This is a genomic window from Chelatococcus reniformis, assembly GCF_014640075.1.
GTDB lineage: Bacteria > Pseudomonadota > Alphaproteobacteria > Rhizobiales > Beijerinckiaceae > Camelimonas > Camelimonas reniformis.
The window spans coordinates 381,329-401,281 of sequence record NZ_BMGG01000009.1; the positions used below are offsets into that span (position 1 = coordinate 381,329).

A 19,953-nucleotide genomic window follows, 5' to 3' on the forward strand; every position below is an offset into this window, starting at 1 on the left:
GATTGACGCGCGCGAAGCCCATAAGCGCTTACGACAGATTGATGCTCGCTTGTGGCGCTGCGGTTCAGCGCCGGGCAACTCATGACGTTGGGATCGCGATGAGCCTCTACCTGGATTATCTGACCGAGATCGAGAGCAGACAAAGCCAAGGGCTCGCCCCCAAGCCGATCGACGACGGCGGACTGACCGCCGCAATCATCGCCATCATCGAGGATGCCGGCAGCGCGCAGCGCACGGACGCGCTCAAGTTCTTCATCTATAACACGCTGCCGGGCACCACCAGCGCGGCGGGCGTCAAGGCCGCGTTCCTGAAGCGGATCATCCTCGGCCAAGCGCTCGTCCCGGAGATTACCCCGGCGTTCGCCCTCGAGCTGCTGTCGCACATGAAGGGCGGCCCCTCGGTCGACGTGCTGCTCGACATCGCGCTGGGCGAGGCCTCCACCTTGGCCGAGCAGGCCGGCGAGGTGCTGAAGACCCAGGTCTTCCTCTACGACGCCGACATGTTCCGGCTGCGCGATGCCTTCAAGGCGGGCAATGCCGTCGCCACAGGCATTCTGGAGAGCTACGCCAAGGCCGAGTTCTTCACCAAGCTCCCGGACGTTGAGGACGAGATCAAGGTGGTGACCTTCGTCGCGGCCGAAGGCGACATCTCGACCGACCTTTTGTCGCCGGGCAACCAGGCGCATTCGCGCTCGGACCGCGAGCTGCACGGCCAGTGCATGATCACGCCCGCGGCGCAGCAGGAGATCGTGGCCCTGCAACAGCGCCACCCGGACAAGCGGGTGATGATGATCGCCGAAAAGGGCACGATGGGCGTCGGCTCCTCGCGCATGTCCGGCGTCAACAACGTGGCGCTGTGGACCGGCAAGCAGGCCAGCCCCTATGTGCCCTTCGTCAACTACGCGCCCGTGGTGGCCGGCACCAACGGCATCTCGCCGATCTTCGCGACCACGGTGGACGTGACCGGCGGCATCGGCATCAACCTGAAGAACTGGGTGAAGAAGACCGGCGCGGACGGCAAGCCGATCCTCAACAACGACGGCAATCCGGTGCTCGAGCAGACCTATTCGGTCGACACCGGCACCGTGATCGCCATCGACGTCAAGGCCAAGAAGCTGCGCGACGAGAGCGGCCACGAGCTGGTCGACATCGCCTCGGCCTTCACGCCCCAGAAGATGGAGTTCATGAAGGCCGGCAGCTCCTATGCCATCGTCTTCGGCAAGAAGCTCCAGACCTTCGCCGCCCAGACCCTCGGCGTCGAGCCGACGCCGGTGTTCGCCCCCAACAAGGAGATCGCCATTGCCGGCCAGGGCCTGACCGCGGTCGAGAAGATCTTCAACCGCAACGCCGTCGGCGTGACGCCGGGCAAGGTGCTGCACGCCGGCTCGGACGTGCGGGTTAAGGTCAACATCGTCGGCTCGCAGGACACCACCGGCCTGATGACCGCCCAGGAGCTGGAGGCGATGGCCGCCACCGTCATCTCGCCGCTGGTGGACGGCGCCTACCAGTCGGGCTGCCACACCGCCTCGGTGTGGGACAAGAAGGCCCAGGCGAACATCCCCAAGCTCATGGCCTTCATGAACACCTTCGGCCTGATCACGGCCCGCGACCCCAAGGGCGCCTACCGCGCCATGACGGACGTGATCCACAAGGTGCTGAACGACATCACCGTGGACGACTGGGCCATCATCATCGGCGGCGACAGCCACACCCGCATGTCCAAGGGCGTCGCCTTCGGCGCCGACTCCGGCACCGTGGCGCTGGCGCTGGCCACGGGCGAAGCCACCATGCCGATCCCGCAATCGGTGAAGGTGACCTTCAAGGGCACCATGCAGCCCTATATGGACTTCCGCGACGTGGTGCACGCCACCCAGGCGCAGATGCTCAAGCAATGCGGCGACAACGTCTTCCAGGGCCGCATCATCGAAGTCCACCTCGGCACTTTGCTCGCCGACCAGGCCTTCACCTTCACCGACTGGACGGCCGAGATGAAGGCCAAGGCCTCGATTTGCATCTCGCAGGACGAGACGCTGATCGAATCGCTCGAAATCGCCAAGTCGCGCATCCAGATCATGATCGACAAGGGCATGGAGAATGCCGCGGGCACGCTGAAGGGCCTGGTGGCCAAGGCCGATGCGCGCATCGCCGAGATCCGCTCGGGCGACAAGCCCGCGCTGGCCCCCGACGCCAACGCCAAATACTTCGCCGAAGTCGTCGTCGATCTCGACCAGATCGACGAGCCGATGATCGCCGACCCCGACGTGAACAACGCCGACGTCTCCAAGCGCTACACTCACGACACCATCCGCCCGATCTCCTACTACGGCGGCACCAAGAAGGTGGACCTCGGCTTCGTGGGCTCGTGCATGGTGCACAAGGGCGACATGAAGATCGTGGCGCAGATGCTCAAGAACGTGGAAAAGGCGCAAGGGAAGGTGGAGTTCAAGGCCCCCCTGGTCGTCGCCGCGCCGACCTACAACATCATCGACGAGCTGAAGGCGGAAGGGGACTGGGAGATCCTCCAGCGCTACTCCGGCTTCGAGTTCGATGACCTGAAGCCCAAGGGGCAGGCCCGGACCGAATACGAGAACATCCTTTACCTGGAGCGCCCCGGCTGCAACCTGTGCATGGGCAACCAGGAAAAGGCGGAGAAGGGCGACACCGTGCTCGCCACCTCGACGCGCCTGTTCCAGGGCCGCGTCGTGGAGGACAGCGCCGAGAAGCGGGGGGAATCGCTGCTGGCCTCGACCCCGGTCGTGGTGCTGGCCGCCATCCTCGGCCGCACGCCGAGCGCCGAGGAGTACCGGGCTGCGGTGGAGGGGGTGGATTTGACGAAGTTCGCGCCGGCGAAGGGCGGGGCGATGGGGATGTCGGTGCATTATTGAGAGGGGCGGCTGATTAGGCGTCTTCTTCACCGGCGGCCGAACAGGAACTGCGCCGTGGCCGCTCGCCTGCCTCGGCCAAGAAGCTGGCCGACGCCGGTCGGCGGACCGTTCCATTTCCCGACGCAGGGCGCCTTGTTCGAAACCGTTCCCCTTTCTGGCCGCCGGTGACGATTTAGAGCTACCACAATATCGGCGAGTCAGCGGCGCGCACCAACATTGGAATGGTGGAGCCCGGGAGTGGATGTCTGGGTGCTCCGGCTTGCCCAGGGCTTTGGTCAACTGCGCCTCGTGCATCGGTCAGGCGCTGGCGATCACCTTCACTCGCATGGCCCGTGTCTCAAGAAGATAGGTCTCCACGCTCGCCAGCAGGTGAAGTCCTTCTTCCGTGATGGCCGCACGCGACAGGCCGGGTTGGACGATTCGTACATCGAACTCGTAGCGATAGTCCTGCCAACTCGCCTTCAGCTTTTTCAGGAAGGCGGCGTTTCCCTGCTCGAAACGGGAGTTCTGGCCCTTTTCGAGGCGAAGCTTTTCGCGCTTCAGCATATGCGTAAACATCCGATTGGGACGGTCGCGCCAACGCGCAGATTTCTGAGCCTGACCACAGACCTCGTAAAGATCCTTGACGCGAGCCCCGGGAGCCTCCGCGCTGGAATATTTGCAGTGATGGAGCGTCACCTGCACGAGTCCTTCGGTCAACCGGCTTGTTCCTCGGAACGGGTGACGAAGATGGCGACGCGCTGGTGCGGGTTGACCTTCATGCCCAGATAGACGCCCGGGTTATACAGATCCTCTGCCCGCAGCGGCTCCCAGCCATCGCAGCTCGTGCGATAGACCACTGCGTTCATCTTGGGTTCGAGCGTCTGCAGGGGAATGTCGCTGAGGTCGCCGACAAAACCCTTGAACATATCGGCGCGGCGGACCTGGCGGTCGATCTTCGCGGTGCTGAGCGCTTCGACGAGCGCATTCCAGTCGGCGTCTTCAGCATAGAGCTTGGCCAGGGATCGATCGATGTCGTCCACGCCGGTGTTGGCGATTACGGTCGCGTCGCCCAGGCGTGGGTCCTGGCGGGTAAAGCGGCCGACAAACTGGATCGTGACGGCGATGCTCTTGTGCGGGTCGTGCAGAGCCGCGATCTTCAGTTCCGGCAGATCGAAGCCTTCACCCAGCATGTCGACGCAGACGATGATGCGACTATCGCAGCGGCGCAGTGCGGCGAGGTTATCGCGCCGCTCGCGGACCGACTGCTGGCTATGAACGATCACCGGCCGGAGCTCTGGATACAGCACGCTATACAGCTGTTGAAGATCATTCGCGCGCGCGATGGTCTGGCACCGCGCCATGGCGAGATGATTGAGTCCGGCAGTTAGATCGCCCTTGAGGACTTCACCAAGCTTCTCCGCGATCGCCAAATCGGCGTCCGCTTGGTCGAGGCCGAACACGGCTTCGAAGCGGATCGGCTTGAAATAGCCTTCGGCCTGCGCCTTCTTGAGCGGATAGATGTAGATGAATTCGCCATCGACGCGCCGGCCGTCTTCCCGGAAGGGCGTGGCGGTGAACTGCACGATCGGGAGCGGCGGTTCGCGGTCGGTGAAAAGGCCGCGAAAGCGAGCCCAGGTCGGGGCACCGATGTGATGGGCTTCGTCGATGAACAGCGCTGAGGCTCGTGCCGCCATCTGCTCCTGGACAGCCGCTTCGGCGCGGCCAGCGATCTGCATCGTGGTGACCACGACATTAGCGCTGTCGAAGATCTCATCGACCTCTGCAGTGGTGGTTGGAATATGCGAGAGGCGCATGACCAGCGGGAAGGCCGCCTTTTCGTCGAGGCATTGCTGTTGCCGCAGCACGCCAAAGGTCTCGAACTTGCCGGCAATCTGCGCGCGCAGGGCGTCGGTCGGCACCACCACCAGCAGGCGCTCGAAGCGCCGGTAGGCATTGAGCGCGAGCATGGTTTCGGTCTTGCCGGTGCCGGTCGGCATGACGATGGTCGCGGGATCGGTTGATCGCGTCGCATGGGCGAGCGCGGCGTGAAGCGCGCCAATTTGCGGACGCCGCAACCCTGGCCGCGAGACCTGGCCGGCGGTGGCGGCTCGTCCCTCGCGTAGATGAACCGCGTCTATCCAAGACGTGGATACTGCGGTCAGCCGGTCGACGCGTTCGTTGCGGTCCAGCGCGTCGATCCGGATCGGCGATGGGTTGATCCATCGACCTTCGCCGAGCTCCAACGCCTCGACGATTCGCTCAGGTGCCGTCACGCCTGCCACCAGCAGAATGAGATCGGCTTGCAGCGGCGTTGCGGTCTTCGCGCTGATGATCTTCAGCGTTTCACCGGACCGGAGAGTGGTTTCGTATCCGACGACCTGGCGGATCGCGAATTGCCGCAGCCGGCAACGCAGATGCAGGGCCGGAACCGCCAACTGCCGTACCGGGCTCCTCAGCACCTTGCCCTCGACCGCAAGCCGGGGCGGCAGCAACAACTCGACCTCCGGGTTGAAGAGATCGTCTTGGCCAGAGGCGGTGGGACGGCCGCGAGAGAGCATCTCCGTTGCCCTTCCAGATTACTTCTTGTTCGGGCGTTGGGTCATAGACGCGGCGCTAGCCGCCCTCTTGCGGGTCACTTCGCGGTTGGGACTGCGCTCGGTCATTGCCTTTCCTCATGATTTTCGCGTTCGCCACCATTGACGATCTGTGCCGATAAGAATATTAATTATACGGATCGCGTGGTTATGTCCATATAGTTTTTATCCCTATCGGCGGTTAGAGAAGGATTGCGATGTTGGAGAGCGCCACGGCGTTGAAGTGGGGTGTGGAACGGCGCCTCGAATTCATCGAGTTCCGGCTGTTCTGGGAGGGCGGCGTCAACCGCTCGGACATCATGGAGATGTTCGATGTCTCCGTGCCTCAGGCGTCGAAGGACCTGACGCTCTATCAGGAGCGGGCGCCCCACAATGCGGTCTATGACAAGAGCGCGAAACGTTACGTCGCAGCGCCCGACTTCTCGCCGATCTTCCTGAAGCCTGATCCGGGTAGCTACCTTTCCCGCCTGCGTTCCTTGGCGGAGGGTCTGACCGAAACGAGCGAATCGTGGATCGTCAGCCCACCTGTGACGGATATAGCGCTCACGCCTCGACGGCGGGTCGACTCTGGTTCGCTGCGTGCAGTCCTCGACGCGATACGGGACAGGAGATCGCTAGAGGTTCACTACCAGTCGATGAGCAAGGAGCGGGCTGCGCCTGTGTGGCGGCGCATGACGCCGCATGCGCTCGGCTATGACGGCCTCCGCTGGCACGCGCGCGCTTACTGCCACATCGATGACAGGTTCAAAGATTTCCTGCTGCCTCGCATTCTAGGCGTCCGCAATCCCGGCGAGCCGGGAGCATCTGGCGCCGATGACCGGCAATGGAGCGACACTTTTGATGTTGAAATCGGGCCGCATCCCGACCTGACGCAGAGCCAGAAGGATGTGGTCGCCAAGGATTTTGGAATGAAGAACGGGCGCGCTGTTCTGACGGTGCGCTACGCCATGCTCTTCTACGTTCTCAAACGCCTTGGACTGTTGGTAGATGCGACGAAACTGAGTGCGCGAACGCAGCATATTGTGGCGCTCAACCGCGTAGAGACGGATGAAGCACTCAAGGCTGCGGATTTCCAGATGTGACGGATGGGCAAGGTGTAGGGACAGAAATGGCTCGGCTGGAAGATATCAAGAATGGCGCATCCGTTCGGGGCATTGCCTCGGCGCAAGCCGCGCAGGTCGTATCCGTAGACTGGATCGGCGATCAGGCGATCAACGTCGTTTTTCGCGACCACAACGGCACGGTGGCCGAGGCTGTTCTTTATCGCGACGATGAGCACCGTCTCGAGGTCGAGCAGAACGGCCGACCGTGGTCGTTCGATGCCGACGGCGCGTTGCTGCGCCTGGTGACGGAAGCCAACCGCATCAAGCTGGCGCACTATTTCGACCCGTATCTGGCGATTCACACGAGCCTGGTCGATCCGCTGCCGCACCAGATTTCGGCGGTCTATGGCGAGATGCTGCCGCGCCAGCCGCTTCGTTTCCTCCTCGCCGACGATCCCGGCGCGGGGAAGACGATCATGGCCGGGTTGCTGATGAAGGAACTGGTCGCCCGCAGCGATCTGGAACGCTGCCTCGTCGTTGCGCCGGGCAGCCTCGTGGAGCAGTGGCAGGACGAACTCGGCCAGAAGTTCAATCTCGAGTTCGACATCCTATCCCGCGACATGATCGAGAACTCGCGATCGGGCAATCCATTCAGCGACCGGGATCGGTTGATCGTCCGCCTCGACGTGTTGGCGCGCAATGATGAGCTTCAGGAGAAGCTCCTTAGCGCGCGCGAATGGGACCTGATTATCTGCGACGAAGCCCACCGCATGTCGGCCACCTATTTCGGCGGCGAGGTCAAATATACGCGGCGCTATCAGGTCGGCCAGAAGCTCGGCCAGGTTTGCCGCCACCTGCTGCTGATGTCGGCGACGCCGCACAACGGCAAAGAGGAGGATTTCCAGCTCTTCATGGCGCTCCTCGACGGCGATCGGTTCGAGGGCCGGTTCCGCGACGGTGTTCACTATGCCGACACCGAAGACATGATGCGGCGGCTGACCAAGGAGGAACTGCTCAAGTTCGATGGCCGGCCGCTGTTCCCCGAGCGGCGGGCGCGCACGGTCAAGTATCAGCTCTCGGAAGGAGAGGCCGGGCTCTACACCGCCGTCACCGAATATGTGCGCACCGAGATGAACCGCGTGCAGCGCTTCGCCGAAGGCGATGGGAAGAAGCGCAACAATGTCGGTTTCGCCTTGCAGATTCTTCAGCGGCGCCTTGCCTCGTCACCGGCCGCCATCTACCAGTCCCTCAAGCGCCGCCGGGAACGTCTGGAAAACGAGCTGGGCGAAGCGCGCCTTGCCGCCAAGGGTCGCCGTGCCGGCGCAACCGAGCCCGCGATCAACGCCGACATGCTGCCGAACATCGAGGAGTATGGCCAGGAGGAGATCGACGAGCTTGAGGATCTGATCTCGACGGGCGCGACGACGGCCGAGACGGTCGAGCAACTCGCCCTGGAAGTCGAGACCCTGAAGGAGCTGGAGACGATGGCGCTCGGCGTGCTGCGCTCGGGCGTGGACACGAAATGGAGCCAGCTCAATCGGATTCTCGACGACGATCTGATGGTCGACGCGGCCGGCAATCGCCGCAAGCTGATCATCTTCACCGAGCCGAAGGACACGCTGCACTACTTGCTCGAGAAGGTGCGGGCTCGGCTGGGCAAGCCCGAGGCCGTGGAAGTGATCCACGGCGGCGTTTCGCGCGAAGAGCGGCGCAAGGTCGTCGAGCGCTTCATGCAGGACAAGGATATGTTGGTCCTGATCGCCAACGATGCGGCTGGCGAAGGCGTCAACCTTCAGCGCGGCCACCTCATGGTCAACTACGATCTGCCGTGGAACCCTAACAAGATCGAGCAGCGGTTCGGCCGCATCCATCGCATCGGCCAGACCGAGGTTTGCCACCTCTGGAATCTCGTCGCGGCCGATACGCGCGAAGGCGAGGTCTATGCGCGGCTGCTCGAAAAGCTGGAAGCCGCGCGAGAGGCGCTGGGCGGCCGTGTCTATGACGTGCTCGGCGAATTGTTCGACGGCGTGGCGCTGAAGGATTTGCTGTTCGAGGCGATCCAGTATGGCGAGCAGGAGGACGTGAAAGCGCGTCTTTTCCAGCAGGTCGATGGTGCGGTGGATCAGGCGCACCTGCTCGAACTGCTGCGCCGCCGCGCCCTGACGAACGACACCATGCCGGAAGCGAGGGTTGAGGAATTGCGGCTGGAAATGGAGCGCGCCGAGGCGCTGCGCCTACAGCCGCACCACATCCAGAGCTTCTTCGTCGAGGCGTTCCAGCATCTGGGCGGGCGGATCAAGCGCCGGGAGGAAGGGCGTTGGGAGGTCACGCATGTCCCGGTGCGCATCCGCGAGCGGGATCGCCAGATCGGGACCGGCGCGCCGCTCCAGACGCAGTATGAGCGCATCTGCTTCGAGAAGGACAAGATCAACCAGCAGCCTGTCGCGGCCTTCGTCTGCCCCGGCCACCCGCTGCTCGAAGCCGTGATCAGCCTGATCCGCGAACAGTATGAGCAGATCATGCGGCAGGGCGCGATCCTGGTCGACGACACCGACGCGGGTGATGCGCTGTCGGCGATTTTCCTGCTGGAACATACGGTCCAGGACGGCCGCGTCACCAGCGCCGGCAAGCCGCATGTGATCTCGCAGCGCCTCCAGTTCGCCGCGATCGACAAGGCTGGAAAAACCGTCAACGCGGGCATCGCGCCGCATTTGAATCTGCGGCCGGCAACGTCGGGGGAAGTCGGCAGCGTGCGGGAGCTTCTGGACGAGAGTTGGCTGACCACCGATCTGGAGAAGGTCGCGATCCGGTTTGCGACGGTCGAACTGGCCCAAGGCCACGTCGCCGAGGTCAAGGCGCGGCGGCTGCCTGAGATCGAAAAGGTCGAGCAGGAGGTTCGCGCACGTCTCAAGAAGGAGATCAATTACTGGGACTCGCGCGCCTTCGAGCTGAAGGAGGAGGAGCGCGCCGGCAAGAAAACGCGGGTGAACTGGCAGAACGCACAGCGCCGCGCAGAAGACCTGGCGGATCGGCAGAAACGCCGCATGGACCAGCTTGAGCGGGAGCGTTTCATCTCGTCGCAGCCTCCGCGCGTGCGGGGCGGCATGGTCGTCATCCCGCGTGGTCTGCTTGAACGGCGTCAAGCGCCAAACGTCCCGAACCATTTTGCGGAAGACCCCGCTGCGCGTCGGGAGATCGAGCTTGCGGCGATGGAAGCCGTCATGGCGGCCGAGCGTGCGCTTGGTAACGAACCGGCCGACGTCTCGGCCCAGAAAATCGGTTACGACATCGCCTCGCATGATCCGAGGTCGAGGCATCTGCGCTTCATTGAGGTCAAGGGGCGCATCGACGGCGCGGACAGCGTGATGGTCACTCGGCAGGAAGTCATCACTTCCCTGCACGAGCCGGAGAAGTTCATTCTGGCGATCGTCTCCGTCAACGCTGGTTTCGCCCGTGAACCGCGCTACGTGCGCGGGCCGCTTGTGGAGCGGGAGCCTTCGTTCCTGGAAACAGCGATTCAGTTCGACCTGCGACGCCTGTTGGAGCGTGCGGGGGCGCCGCTATGAAAATTGCAAAGGGACTGATCATCGCTGATCCTTGGATCGGATACATTCTCGACGGCACCAAAGACTGGGAGATGCGGTCGTCGGTGACCTCGCATCGCGGTTGGTTCGGCCTTATCCGTAAAGGGACCGGCGCCGTGTACGGCGTAGCGAGGTTGACCGATGTCGGCCGGCCGCTATCGCCTGTAGAGATGATGGCGGCGTATGAGCATCATCGTATCCCCGATCATATGGTCCGTTCGGGCGAAGTCGCCAAATGGAATACGCCGTGGGTCTTGGCTGATGTGCGCGGGCTCAGCCGCCCTGTGTCCTACAAACACAAGAGCGGGGCTGTCACCTGGGTCGAACTGGACGAAGCTGCGACCGAGGGCTTGGCCTCCGCCTTACGCGGCATCAAATCTTTTGACAGCAGGGCTACCGACCAATTGTCCGAGGCCTTCGTCGAAAAGTCGCAGTCGGAGGCGCTCTCCCAACCATCGGCTGAGCCTCGCAGACCGATCTCGCCGGCGGTAATGATTTTTGAGTCTCGCTGGATTGGGGAGATCGAGATCAACGAGGCCAATCTGCGGAACAACCATTTCTATCTGCGTCCGCTGATTGATCGCTTTCCGGCCGATGTGATCGGAGGCTCGAACAAAGCATCTGCTGCGCGCAGGGAAGTGACAATCGATTGGGGCGGGCCGAAGCCCGTGCAGACGGACATAGACGGCAAGGACAAAAAATTCTTCCGTGCGCGCGGCTGGATCGGAGCGTTCTACAGGCTGAACGGCGCGCAAGCGGGCGATGTCGTTGTGATCGAGGAGACGGCTCCCTACCGCTATCGCGTTCGTGTGCAAAAGGTGGGTGTGGTCGGAGGAGGATCATGACCCCGGCAAACCGCCTTCCACCAACGCCGCCCTTGAAAATGGAAGCTTTTCTGAACGGAGACCTCGATTGACTACACAGTACAAAAAAAAGCTTATCGAGGTTGCGATCCCTCTTGAGAAGATCAACGAGGCGTCGGCGCGAGAGAAGTCGATCCGGCACGGGCATCCTTCCACGCTGCATCTGTGGTGGGCGCGCCGGCCGCTGGCGGCGTGCCGGGCCGTGCTCTTCGCCCAGCTTGTCGATGATCCGTCGAGCGATCTTGAAAAATTCCCCACCCATAATGCGCAGGAGGTCGAGCGCAAGCGCTTGTTCGGTATCATTGAGGAGTTGGTGAAGTGGGAGAACTCGACCAACGAGGAGGTGCTGGAGCGCGCTCGCGCTGAAATCCGCAAGAGCTGCGGCGGCGAGCTTCCCCCGGTTTATGACCCGTTCTCAGGCGGCGGGTCGATCCCGCTGGAGGCGCAGCGTCTCGGTCTGCCGGCCTATGGGTCTGATCTGAACCCGGTCGCGGTGATGATCGGCAAGGCGATGATCGAGATCCCGCCGAAGTTCAAGGACAAGGAGCCGATCCATCCCGGCGCGAAGGACCGGCAGTTCTATCGCAACGCTGAGGGCCTGGCGGAGGACGTCAAATATTATGGCGAGTGGATGCGCGAGAAGGCGTGGGGGCGCATCGGGCACCTCTACCCGCAGGTGGACCTGCCGAAAGAACAAGGCGGAGGCAAGGCGACGGTAGTCGCATGGATTTGGGCGCGAACGGTGTCAAGTCCAGACCCCGCCTTCGCGGGCGTTCAGGTTCCGCTGGTTCGCTCCTTTCAGCTCAGCGATAGCGCTTGGGTTGAGCCGATAGTCAACGGAAAGCAATACTCATTTCAAGTGCGGACGGGTGGGCTGCCCGCAGCGAATAAATTGGAAGGCACTGTGAATAGGCATGGTGGGAAGTGCCTATTCACAAATAGTGCTATGCCTCTCAATTACATCCGAGAGGCTGCCCGTAAAAATGGGCTTGGTCAGCGACTTATGGCAGTCGTCGTCGAGGGTGTGCGCGGGCGTGTTTTCGTTTCCCCGACAAGCGAAATGGAGCAAGCCGCTTTCCTGTCCGAGCCAGAATGGCTGCCCGAAGAGTTGGTTACAACTCCGTCTCACGAGGTCGACAGACTGCCCATGTATGGCATGACGACTTGGGGAGAGGCATTCACTAAGCGGCAGGCCACGGCGCTGACAACATTTGTCGATGTTGCAAAGGACCTAAAGTCGCAAATCATAAAGGACCTTGAGGCCGGAGGCGTGAAGAATTCGATTGATGCAACGGAATACGCCAATGCCGTGCGAGTTTATTTATCCTGCGCGCTAGATAGATGTGCAGACGCATGGAGTACGATTGCGACATGGTCCACCAGCGGCTTTATTCGTTTCACGTTTGCTCGCCAAGCAATCGCGATGACGTGGGATTTTGCTGAGTGTAACGTATTTAGTTCGTCAACCGGGAATTTTGGTGGGGCCGTTGAGTGGGTCGTGAAGTCTCTGTCTGAACTTCCGGCGATCGGATCTGGAAACATTAAGCAGTTGGACGCTAGACATGTAAGCATGCCAACGGAGAGCTGCCTCTCAACTGATCCGCCATACTACGATAACATTGGATATGCGGATCTCTCGGATTATTTTTACGTGTGGCTGAAACGGTCCGTTGGAGATATTTTCCCTGATGTATTTTCCACCATCACCGTCCCGAAGTCGGATGAGTTGGTGGCGATGCCCCATCGGCACAAGAATCGGCGAGCCGCAGAAGATTACTTTCTGAATGGAATGTCGGAGGCATTTTCTAATATTTCGTCGCAATTGAATCGCAAGTTGCCGGCGACAATATATTACGCTTTCAAGCAAAGCGAAATGTCAGAGGAAGGGCTTACATCTTCTGGATGGGCGACTTTTCTAGAGGCTGTTATCTCCTCGGGCCTTTCGGTTGTCGGCACATGGCCGGTTCGTACCGAACGTGCAGGGCGAACAATTAGCGTTGGCACTAACGCGCTTGCGACCTCAGTGGTCCTGGTTTGCCGCAGAAAAGAAGCAATGGCTGAGAGTATTACTCGAGCCGAGTTCATTCGTGCCCTGAAACGCGAACTGCCGCCGGCTATCTCCGAGCTTCAGGCGGCTAATATTGCGCCAGCGGATATGCCGCAGTCGGCCATCGGCCCCGGCATGGGTGTATTCTCGCGCTACAGAGCCGTTCTAGAGTCCGACGATAGCCCGATGAGCGTGAAGACCGCGCTTCAGCTCATCAACCGGGAGCTCGATGAATATCTCGGCGGTATCCAGGGTGAGTTCGACGCGGACACGCGGTTCGCCATCACCTGGTTCGAGCAGAACGGGGTTGGCAAGGGAGACTATGGTGTCGCCGACAACCTTGCCCGCGCGCGCGGTATTTCTGTCGACAGCGTCAAGCACGCGGGCATCGTCGAAAGCACCGCGGGCAAGGTCCGCATTCTCTCGCGTGATGAACTCGACGAGGATTGGGACCCGGAAGACGATCGTCATCTGACGGTGTGGGAGTGCCTCCAACACCTGGTCCGACAGCATGAGAAGGACGGCATTTCCAATGATACCGCCGTTCTGCTGAAGAAGATCAACACCCAGGCCGAGGCCGTGAAGGATCTCGCCTACTGCCTCTACGACATCAGTGCCAACAAGCGGAAGGATGCGAAGGAGGCTACGGCCTACAACGCCCTTATCGCCGATTGGGCCGAGCTGACGAAGGCGGCGGCGGCCATCCACGACACGCGCGGCGATCGCCAGATCCGGCTGGACATCTAAAGGGGGAACGGGACGTGGCAAAAAGTACGCGCCAGTATGTGTTTGAGGGTATGGAGCTGCTGCCCGCGGCGCTGATCCCCTTCGTCGAAAAGCGCCTCGAAACCTCGCTCAAGGGGCACTGGCAAGTTCAGGTCCTGGAGAAGCTGCCGAACCTGCGCCCCAACAGCAGCGGCGAAGTCGGCTGGGACCAGGCCGCGCTCTTCAACGCCATGGATCGGTTCTGGAGCGAGGCGTTCAAGGCCGTGCTTGGCCGTGCCGAGCGCTCACTGGTCAACGAGCTGGGGGATGTCCGCAACAAGCTCTCGCACAACGAGACCTTCACCTACGACGACGCCGAACGTGCTCTCGATTCCATGCGCCGGCTGATGGAGGCGATCAGCGCCGGTGAGACGGCGGAGCAACTCGGTAAGATGCGCGACACCATCTTGCGCACGAAGTTCACGGAGCTTCAGCGCAACGAGGAGCGGCGGAAAACCCAGCGCCTTGAGATTTCGGTCGAGACCGTGGCGGGGCTGTTGCCGTGGCGCGAAGTGGTCGAACCCCATCAGGATGTCGCCACCGGCGAGTTCCAGCAGGCCGAGTTCGCGGCCGACCTCGCCAAGGTGCATTCGGGCAGCGCGCCGCCGGAATACCGCGATCCGCGCCAGTTCTTCAGCCGCACCTATCTGACGGAGGGATTGAGCACCCTGCTGGTCGGGGCTGCGAAGCGGCTGTCCGGCAGCGGCGGCGATCCCGTGGTCGAACTGCAAACCAATTTCGGCGGCGGCAAGACGCACTCGATGCTGGCGCTCTATCACATGGCGGGGCCGACCCCGATCCAAGACCTCTCCGGCCTCGATCAACTGCTCGAGAAGCAGGGGCTCAGCGTGCCACAGGGCGTCAACCGCGCCGTGCTCGTCGGCACGTCGCGCGGGCCACAGGACGTGCTCCATGCCGAGGGCGATCGGAAAATTCGCACGACCTGGGGCGAACTCGCCTGGCAGCTTGGCGGCGCCGACGCTTTCGCCATGGTCGCGGAGAATGACGCCAGCGGTATCGCGCCGGGCTCGAACCTGCTTGAGGCGCTCTTCAAGAAATATGCGCCGTGCCTGATCCTGATCGACGAATGGGTCGCGTACCTGCGTCAGATCTACAAGGTCGAGGGGCTGCCGTCCGGGTCGTTCGATGCGAATCTATCCTTCGTCCAGTCGCTGACGGAGGCGGTCAAGGCCAGTCCCGGCACGCTGCTCGTCGCATCTTTGCCGGCCTCGCAGATCGAGGTCGGCGGCGAAGGCGGTCAGGAAGCGCTGGCGCGTCTCAAGCAGACCTTCAGCCGAGTGGAATCCTCGTGGCGGCCGGCGAGCCAGGAGGAGAGCTATGAAATCGTCAGGCGGCGGCTGTTCAAGGACATCCCTGGCGACAAGTTCCATCACCGCGATAACGCCCTGAAGCAGTTCGCGAAGCTCTACCGCGAGAACGCCAACGACTTTCCGCAAGGCTGCGCGGACGAGGACTACCGGCGCAAGCTGGAGAAGGCGTATCCAATCCATCCCGAGTTGTTCGACCAGCTCTATACGAGCTGGGGTTCGCTTGAAAAGTTCCAGCGCACGCGCGGCGTGCTGCGCCTGATGGCGCAGGCGATTCACGAGCTGTGGATGAATGCCGATCCATCGGTGATGATCATGTCCGGCAGCGTCGCGGTGAGTTCGCCGCGGGTGGAGCCGGAATTGCTCCATTATCTCGACGTGAGCTGGCAGGCGATCATCGCCGGCGATGTCGATGGCACGACATCCACGCCCTACAAGGTCGACCAGTCGGCGCCGAACCTGAATCGCTATTCGGCGACGCGGCGCGTCGCGCGCGCGATCTTCATGGGGACCGCGCCTACGGCGCAGCAACAGAACACCGGCCTCGACGACAAGCAGATCAACCTCGGCGTCGTGCAGCCCGGCGAACGTCCGGCGATCTTCGGCGATGCGCTGCGGCGGCTGACCAACCAGGCCAAGTTCATGCACGCCGATCTTGGCCGGTACTGGTACTCGATGTCGGCGAGCCTCAATCGCATTGCGGCGGACAAGGCGGCACAGATCGAGGCGGCGCTGGTCGATGTGACGATCGATGCGGAACTCGGAAAATATGTGAACGGTCTTGCCGATCGCGGGCATTTCGACGCCGTGCAGGTCGCGCCGGCCTCGTCGGCCGAAGTCCCCGATGAAGCGGGCGGAGTGCGCGCCGTCGTGCTGGGCGTCAAATATCCGCACAATGGGCGCGAGGGCTCCGAAGCGCTCGTTGAGGCGAAAGACATCCTCACGCAGCGCGGCAGCACGCCGCGAGTTTATCGCAACATGCTGGTTTTCATCGCCGCGGAAAGCCGCCAACTCGATTATCTGAAAGACGCCGTGCGCGCTTCCCTTGCGTGGGGGGAGATCGTCCGCGACACGGAGCGGCTGAACCTCACCCAGAGCGACAGCGCGCTCGCCAAGGCGAAACTGGCCGAAGCCGCTGAGACGACGAAGACACGCCTGAAAGAGGCGTGGTGCTATCTGCACTATCCGGCCCAGGAGAGCGCCGAGGCGGATTGGGAGTGGGTGTCCGGCAAGATCCCGGCGCAGGACGGGCTGCTGGCGCGGGCCAGCAAGAAGCTGGTGGCCGAGGAAGGTTTGCTCATCGAGCTGGGGCCGTCGCGTCTCGACCGCGATCTTCAGAAATACATCTGGAACGACAAGCCGCGGTTGTCGCTGAAGGATCTACGGGAATACCTCAATCGCTACATCTATCTGCCCCGCCTCAAGGGTCAGGACGTCCTGATCAAGGCCGTGCAGGCGGCCGTCAGCGGCATGTTGCCCGGTCCCTTCGCCTATGCGGAGCGATGGGAAGAGCAGACGGATATCTATCTGGGGCTCGCGATCGAGCGGGCTGATAGCGCAGCCGTGGTGATCGATGGCGACAGCGTCATCATCAAGCCTGCGGTAGCGGAAGCGCACCGGCCAGCGTTGCCGCAACCTGTTGCCGGCGGCATCACTGGTGGACCCGGTGGCACGGCCCCGGGATTTGAGGAACAACCTATGGGCGGCGCGCCGCCGCTGGCCGCGGACAAGAAGCCGACGCGGTTCACTGGCGCGGTGATGATCTCGCCGGATCGGCCGGCAAAGGACATTCATAAGATTGTCGAGGCGATCATCGAGCAACTCACGACGCTACCGGGCAGCCAGGTGAAGCTCAGGCTCGAGATCGAAGCGGAAGTGCCTGCCGGTCTCGAGCGCGCCAAGGTGCGGACGCTGGTGGAAAACGCCAACACGCTTGGGTTTATTGAGAAGTTGGTCGAGTAGTTCTAGGATCCGAATCATGCTTATTTAACTGGAGTTGCGATGACTTTGGGTGTGATGGCAGGCGCGTGTTGGGCGCCTGCCATCACTCCCAAAATCACCTTAGTCTTCCGAATAATGCTCTACCGGTTCACCTCCCCATTCAACTCCCCCACGCGCAGTTCGCCCTCGCGGGTCTGGCCGCCGATCTCCAGGAAGCGCGTCATCGCCCGCTTGGCCGAGTCGTTCCTGAGCAGGCGCTGGAACTGATAGGCTTCCTCGATCAGCCCGTCGGCGATCGGCCCGTCGGCGGCGTTGATCGCCAGCTTGGCGCCCACCACCGCTTCGGGCGGGAACGAGGCGATGCGCGCCGCCAGCCGGTCCACATAGGGGCCGATCTCGTCGGCCGCGAAGATGCGGTCGAGATAGCCCCAGCGCTCGGCCGTTTCGGCATCGAGGTCGTCGCCGCTCATGATGATCTCGAGGGCGCGGCCGCGGCCGACCAGGCGGGGCAGGCGCTGCGTGCCCGTGCCGCCCGGCAGGATGCCGATCGGCACCTCCATCTGGTTGATGATCGTGCGTCCCCTCACGCCGTAGCGCAGGTCGCAGTTCATGGCGATCTCGCTGCCGCCGCCGCCGGCGCGGCCTTCGATCTGTGCGATCGTCACCTTCGCCATGGTGCGCAGGCGCCCGCACATCTCGTGAAAGGGATTGGGGCGGGGATCGCGCCGCGGTTCCTCGTCGGTCGGGAAGTCCAGGATGGCGGCGACGTCGAAATGCGCCATGAAGAACTCGGGATTGGCGCTCCTGAGGATGAAGACCGTGAGGCCCTCGTCCGCCTCGATCTCCTTGGCCAGCGCCGTCAGCTCGCGGTAGAGCGCCAGCGTGATGATGTTGAGCGGCGGCGCGTCGATCGTGGCGATGGCAACGCGGCCGTTCCGTTCGAGCCGGATCAGGTCATAGGTCATGGCGTTTCCTCGTTGGCCGCCGGCTGCTGCGGCGGTTTATTGATCTTGCCCGGCGCGTTGCCGCAGTCTCGGGCGTGCCGCCGGCGCGCCGCCTAGCCGCAGCTTGGCGCGACACCTCCCGATAAACATTTTGACACGAAATAACAGTAGGTTATGGCGTCGGCAAGGCGCATATGGAGGGCGGCGACGGAGCTTCGTTCACCACACGGCGCGCCACGGGCGAGGGCACAGGCTTTTCGACGATGCGGATCCTCATCCTCGGCGGATATGGCGTGTTCGGTGGCCGCCTGGCCGAGCTGCTGGCGGACATCGCGGCGATCGAGCTGATCATCTGCGGCCGCGATCGGTCCCGCGCCGAGGCGTTCTGCCGGCGCTATCGCGGGGTCGCGCAGGTGCGGCCCCTGGCGCTCGACCGCGCCGCCATTGCCGCGGGGCTGCATGCGCATCGGCCCGATCTCGTCGTCGATGCGTCCGGGCCGTTTCAGGATTACGGCGCTGGGCGCTACGGCGTGATATCCGCCTGCATCGCTGCCGGCGTCGACTATCTCGACTTTGCCGATGCGGCCGATTTCGTCTTCGGCGTGTCCCGGTTCGACGCGCCCGCAAGGGATGCGGGCGTGTTCGTCATCTCCGGTGTCAGCAGCTTTCCCGTTTTGACCGCGGCCGTCCTGCGCGAGATGGCGAAGACGATGGCGATCAAATCCGTCGAAGGCGGCATCGGCCCCTCGCCCTATGCCGGCATCGGTCTCAACGTGATGCGCGCGGTGGTGGGGTACGCGGGCGCCCCGGTGAAACTGCTGCGCCACGGCACGCCGTCATACGGCGTCGGCCTGGCCGAAAGCCGGCGCTTCACCATCGCGGTGCCGGGCCGGCTGCCGCTTCGCAACCTCCGCTTCTCCCTGGTCGATGTGCCGGACCTGCAAGTCATCCCGCCGGAGCACCCGGCGATGACCGATATCTGGATGGGGGCGGGGCCGCTTCCGGAGGTCCTGCACCGCATCCTGAACCTGCTCGCCAAGGGCCGGGCGCGGCTAGGGGCGCCATCGCTGGAGCCGTTGTCGCGCCTTTTCTATGTAGTGCTCAATTGGATGAAATTCGGAGAGCATCGCGGCGGCATGTTCGTCCGCGCGCGGGGAAGCCGGGGCGGCGAGGAGATCGAGCAGAGCTGGCATCTTCTGGCAGAAGGAGACGACGGGCCGTACATCCCCTCCTTGGCCATCGAGGCGGTCATTCGAAAGCTGCTTGTGAATGAACGGCCGGCGGCCGGCGCACGATCAGCCGTCCGTGCGCTCGAACTTGCTGATTTTGACGCGTCGTTCCAGGGCCGCACGATCTTCAGCGGATTTCGCGAGCCTCATCTCGATGCCCCCCTCTACAAAGCGGTGCTGGGGTCGGCCTTCGCCACGCTGCCCCCGCGCCTTCAGGAGCTGCACGGGTCTGCGGCGCGGCGCCAATGGGCGGGGTCGGCGACCGTCAAGCGCGGCCGCGGCCCCCTTGCCGCGCTCGTCGCGGCGCTGGTCGGCTTTCCCGAGGCGGCGTCACACATGCCCGTCACGGTCACCTTCTCGCCGGAGAATGGTGGGGAGCGCTGGGTTCGCAACTTCGGCGGCAAATCCTTCTCGTCCGTGCAATCGGCCGGCCAGGGCCAAGACGCTTATCTCCTGGTCGAAAGGTTCGGACGTGCGGCCTTCGCGCTGGCATTGGTGGTTGAGGACGGCCAGCTGTTTCTGGTTCCAAGGCGCGGGACGATTCTTGGTATCCCGCTGCCTCGCTTTCTGTTGCCCACCGGGCGAAGTTGCGAGGCCGAGCGTGACGGCGAGTTCTGCTTTGACGTGGAGATCGCCATGCCGCTCGTCGGATTGATCGTTGCTTACAAGGGAAGCCTTCGACCCGTCGAGCCGGCTGGCGCATCTTAGCCTCGAAGCGGCAGACGGCTGTGGCCGTAAAGATATATCA

General features: G+C 62.9%; 10 protein-coding genes. 7 read left to right on the plus strand and 3 right to left on the minus strand.

Annotation, left to right across the window (positions count from 1 at the left end; genetic code table 11):
- The first annotated feature begins 98 nt into the window (after positions 1-98).
- Complete coding sequence (locus tag IEW34_RS24445; protein WP_188611834.1) at positions 99-2,885, plus strand: bifunctional aconitate hydratase 2/2-methylisocitrate dehydratase; 2,787 nt, start codon at positions 99-101, stop codon at positions 2,883-2,885.
- Between the two features lie 297 nt (positions 2,886-3,182).
- Here the strand turns inward: IEW34_RS24445 and IEW34_RS30735 are convergent, their stop codons facing one another.
- Both IEW34_RS30735 and IEW34_RS24450 read right to left on the minus strand, forming a co-directional pair.
- Entirely contained in the window at positions 3,183-3,584 is a 402-nt protein-coding gene (locus tag IEW34_RS30735; RefSeq protein ID WP_244642179.1) for a hypothetical protein, read from the minus strand.
- Entirely contained in the window at positions 3,581-5,425 is a 1,845-nt protein-coding gene (locus tag IEW34_RS24450) for a DEAD/DEAH box helicase (RefSeq protein WP_244642180.1), read from the minus strand. The genes IEW34_RS30735 and IEW34_RS24450 overlap by 4 nt, the downstream gene beginning before the upstream one ends.
- A 233-nt stretch (positions 5,426-5,658) precedes the next feature.
- Here IEW34_RS24450 and IEW34_RS24455 point away from each other — a divergent pair, with 233 nt between their 5' ends.
- The 5 genes from IEW34_RS24455 (at position 5,659) to IEW34_RS24475 (ending at position 17,053) form a co-directional block, all read left to right on the plus strand.
- Positions 5,659-6,543 carry a helix-turn-helix transcriptional regulator gene (locus IEW34_RS24455; RefSeq protein ID WP_188611835.1) on the plus strand — a complete coding sequence of 295 codons (885 nt, stop codon included), beginning with the start codon at positions 5,659-5,661 and terminating at the stop codon, positions 6,541-6,543.
- Positions 6,544-6,569: 26 nt separating this feature from the next.
- Complete coding sequence (locus IEW34_RS24460; protein ID WP_188611836.1) at positions 6,570-10,070, plus strand: DUF8742 domain-containing protein; 3,501 nt, start codon at positions 6,570-6,572, stop codon at positions 10,068-10,070.
- Positions 10,067-10,933 carry an ASCH domain-containing protein gene (locus tag IEW34_RS24465; RefSeq protein ID WP_188611837.1) on the plus strand — a complete coding sequence of 289 codons (867 nt, stop codon included), beginning with the start codon at positions 10,067-10,069 and terminating at the stop codon, positions 10,931-10,933. Before IEW34_RS24460 ends, IEW34_RS24465 begins: the two co-directional genes overlap by 4 nt.
- Before the next feature lie 67 nt (positions 10,934-11,000).
- Positions 11,001-13,745: a DUF1156 domain-containing protein gene (locus IEW34_RS24470; RefSeq protein WP_188611838.1), complete on the plus strand. Its 2,745-nt coding sequence runs from the start codon at positions 11,001-11,003 to the stop codon at positions 13,743-13,745.
- 14 nt (positions 13,746-13,759) lie between these two features.
- A complete protein-coding gene (locus tag IEW34_RS24475; RefSeq protein WP_188611839.1) occupies positions 13,760-17,053 on the plus strand; it encodes a DUF499 family protein in 3,294 nt (1,097 codons plus the stop codon).
- A 119-nt stretch (positions 17,054-17,172) separates the two neighbouring features.
- Here IEW34_RS24475 and IEW34_RS24480 read toward each other — a convergent pair whose 3' ends face one another.
- On the minus strand, positions 17,173-17,997 hold the full coding sequence (locus IEW34_RS24480) for an enoyl-CoA hydratase/isomerase family protein (RefSeq protein WP_188611840.1): 825 nt from the start codon (positions 17,995-17,997) through the stop codon (positions 17,173-17,175).
- 242 nt (positions 17,998-18,239) lie between these two features.
- Between IEW34_RS24480 and IEW34_RS24485 the strand changes: the two genes are divergently transcribed.
- Positions 18,240-19,913, plus strand: coding sequence for a saccharopine dehydrogenase family protein (locus IEW34_RS24485; protein ID WP_188611886.1), 1,674 nt, complete (start codon positions 18,240-18,242; stop codon positions 19,911-19,913).
- Positions 19,914-19,953: the final 40 nt, after the last annotated feature.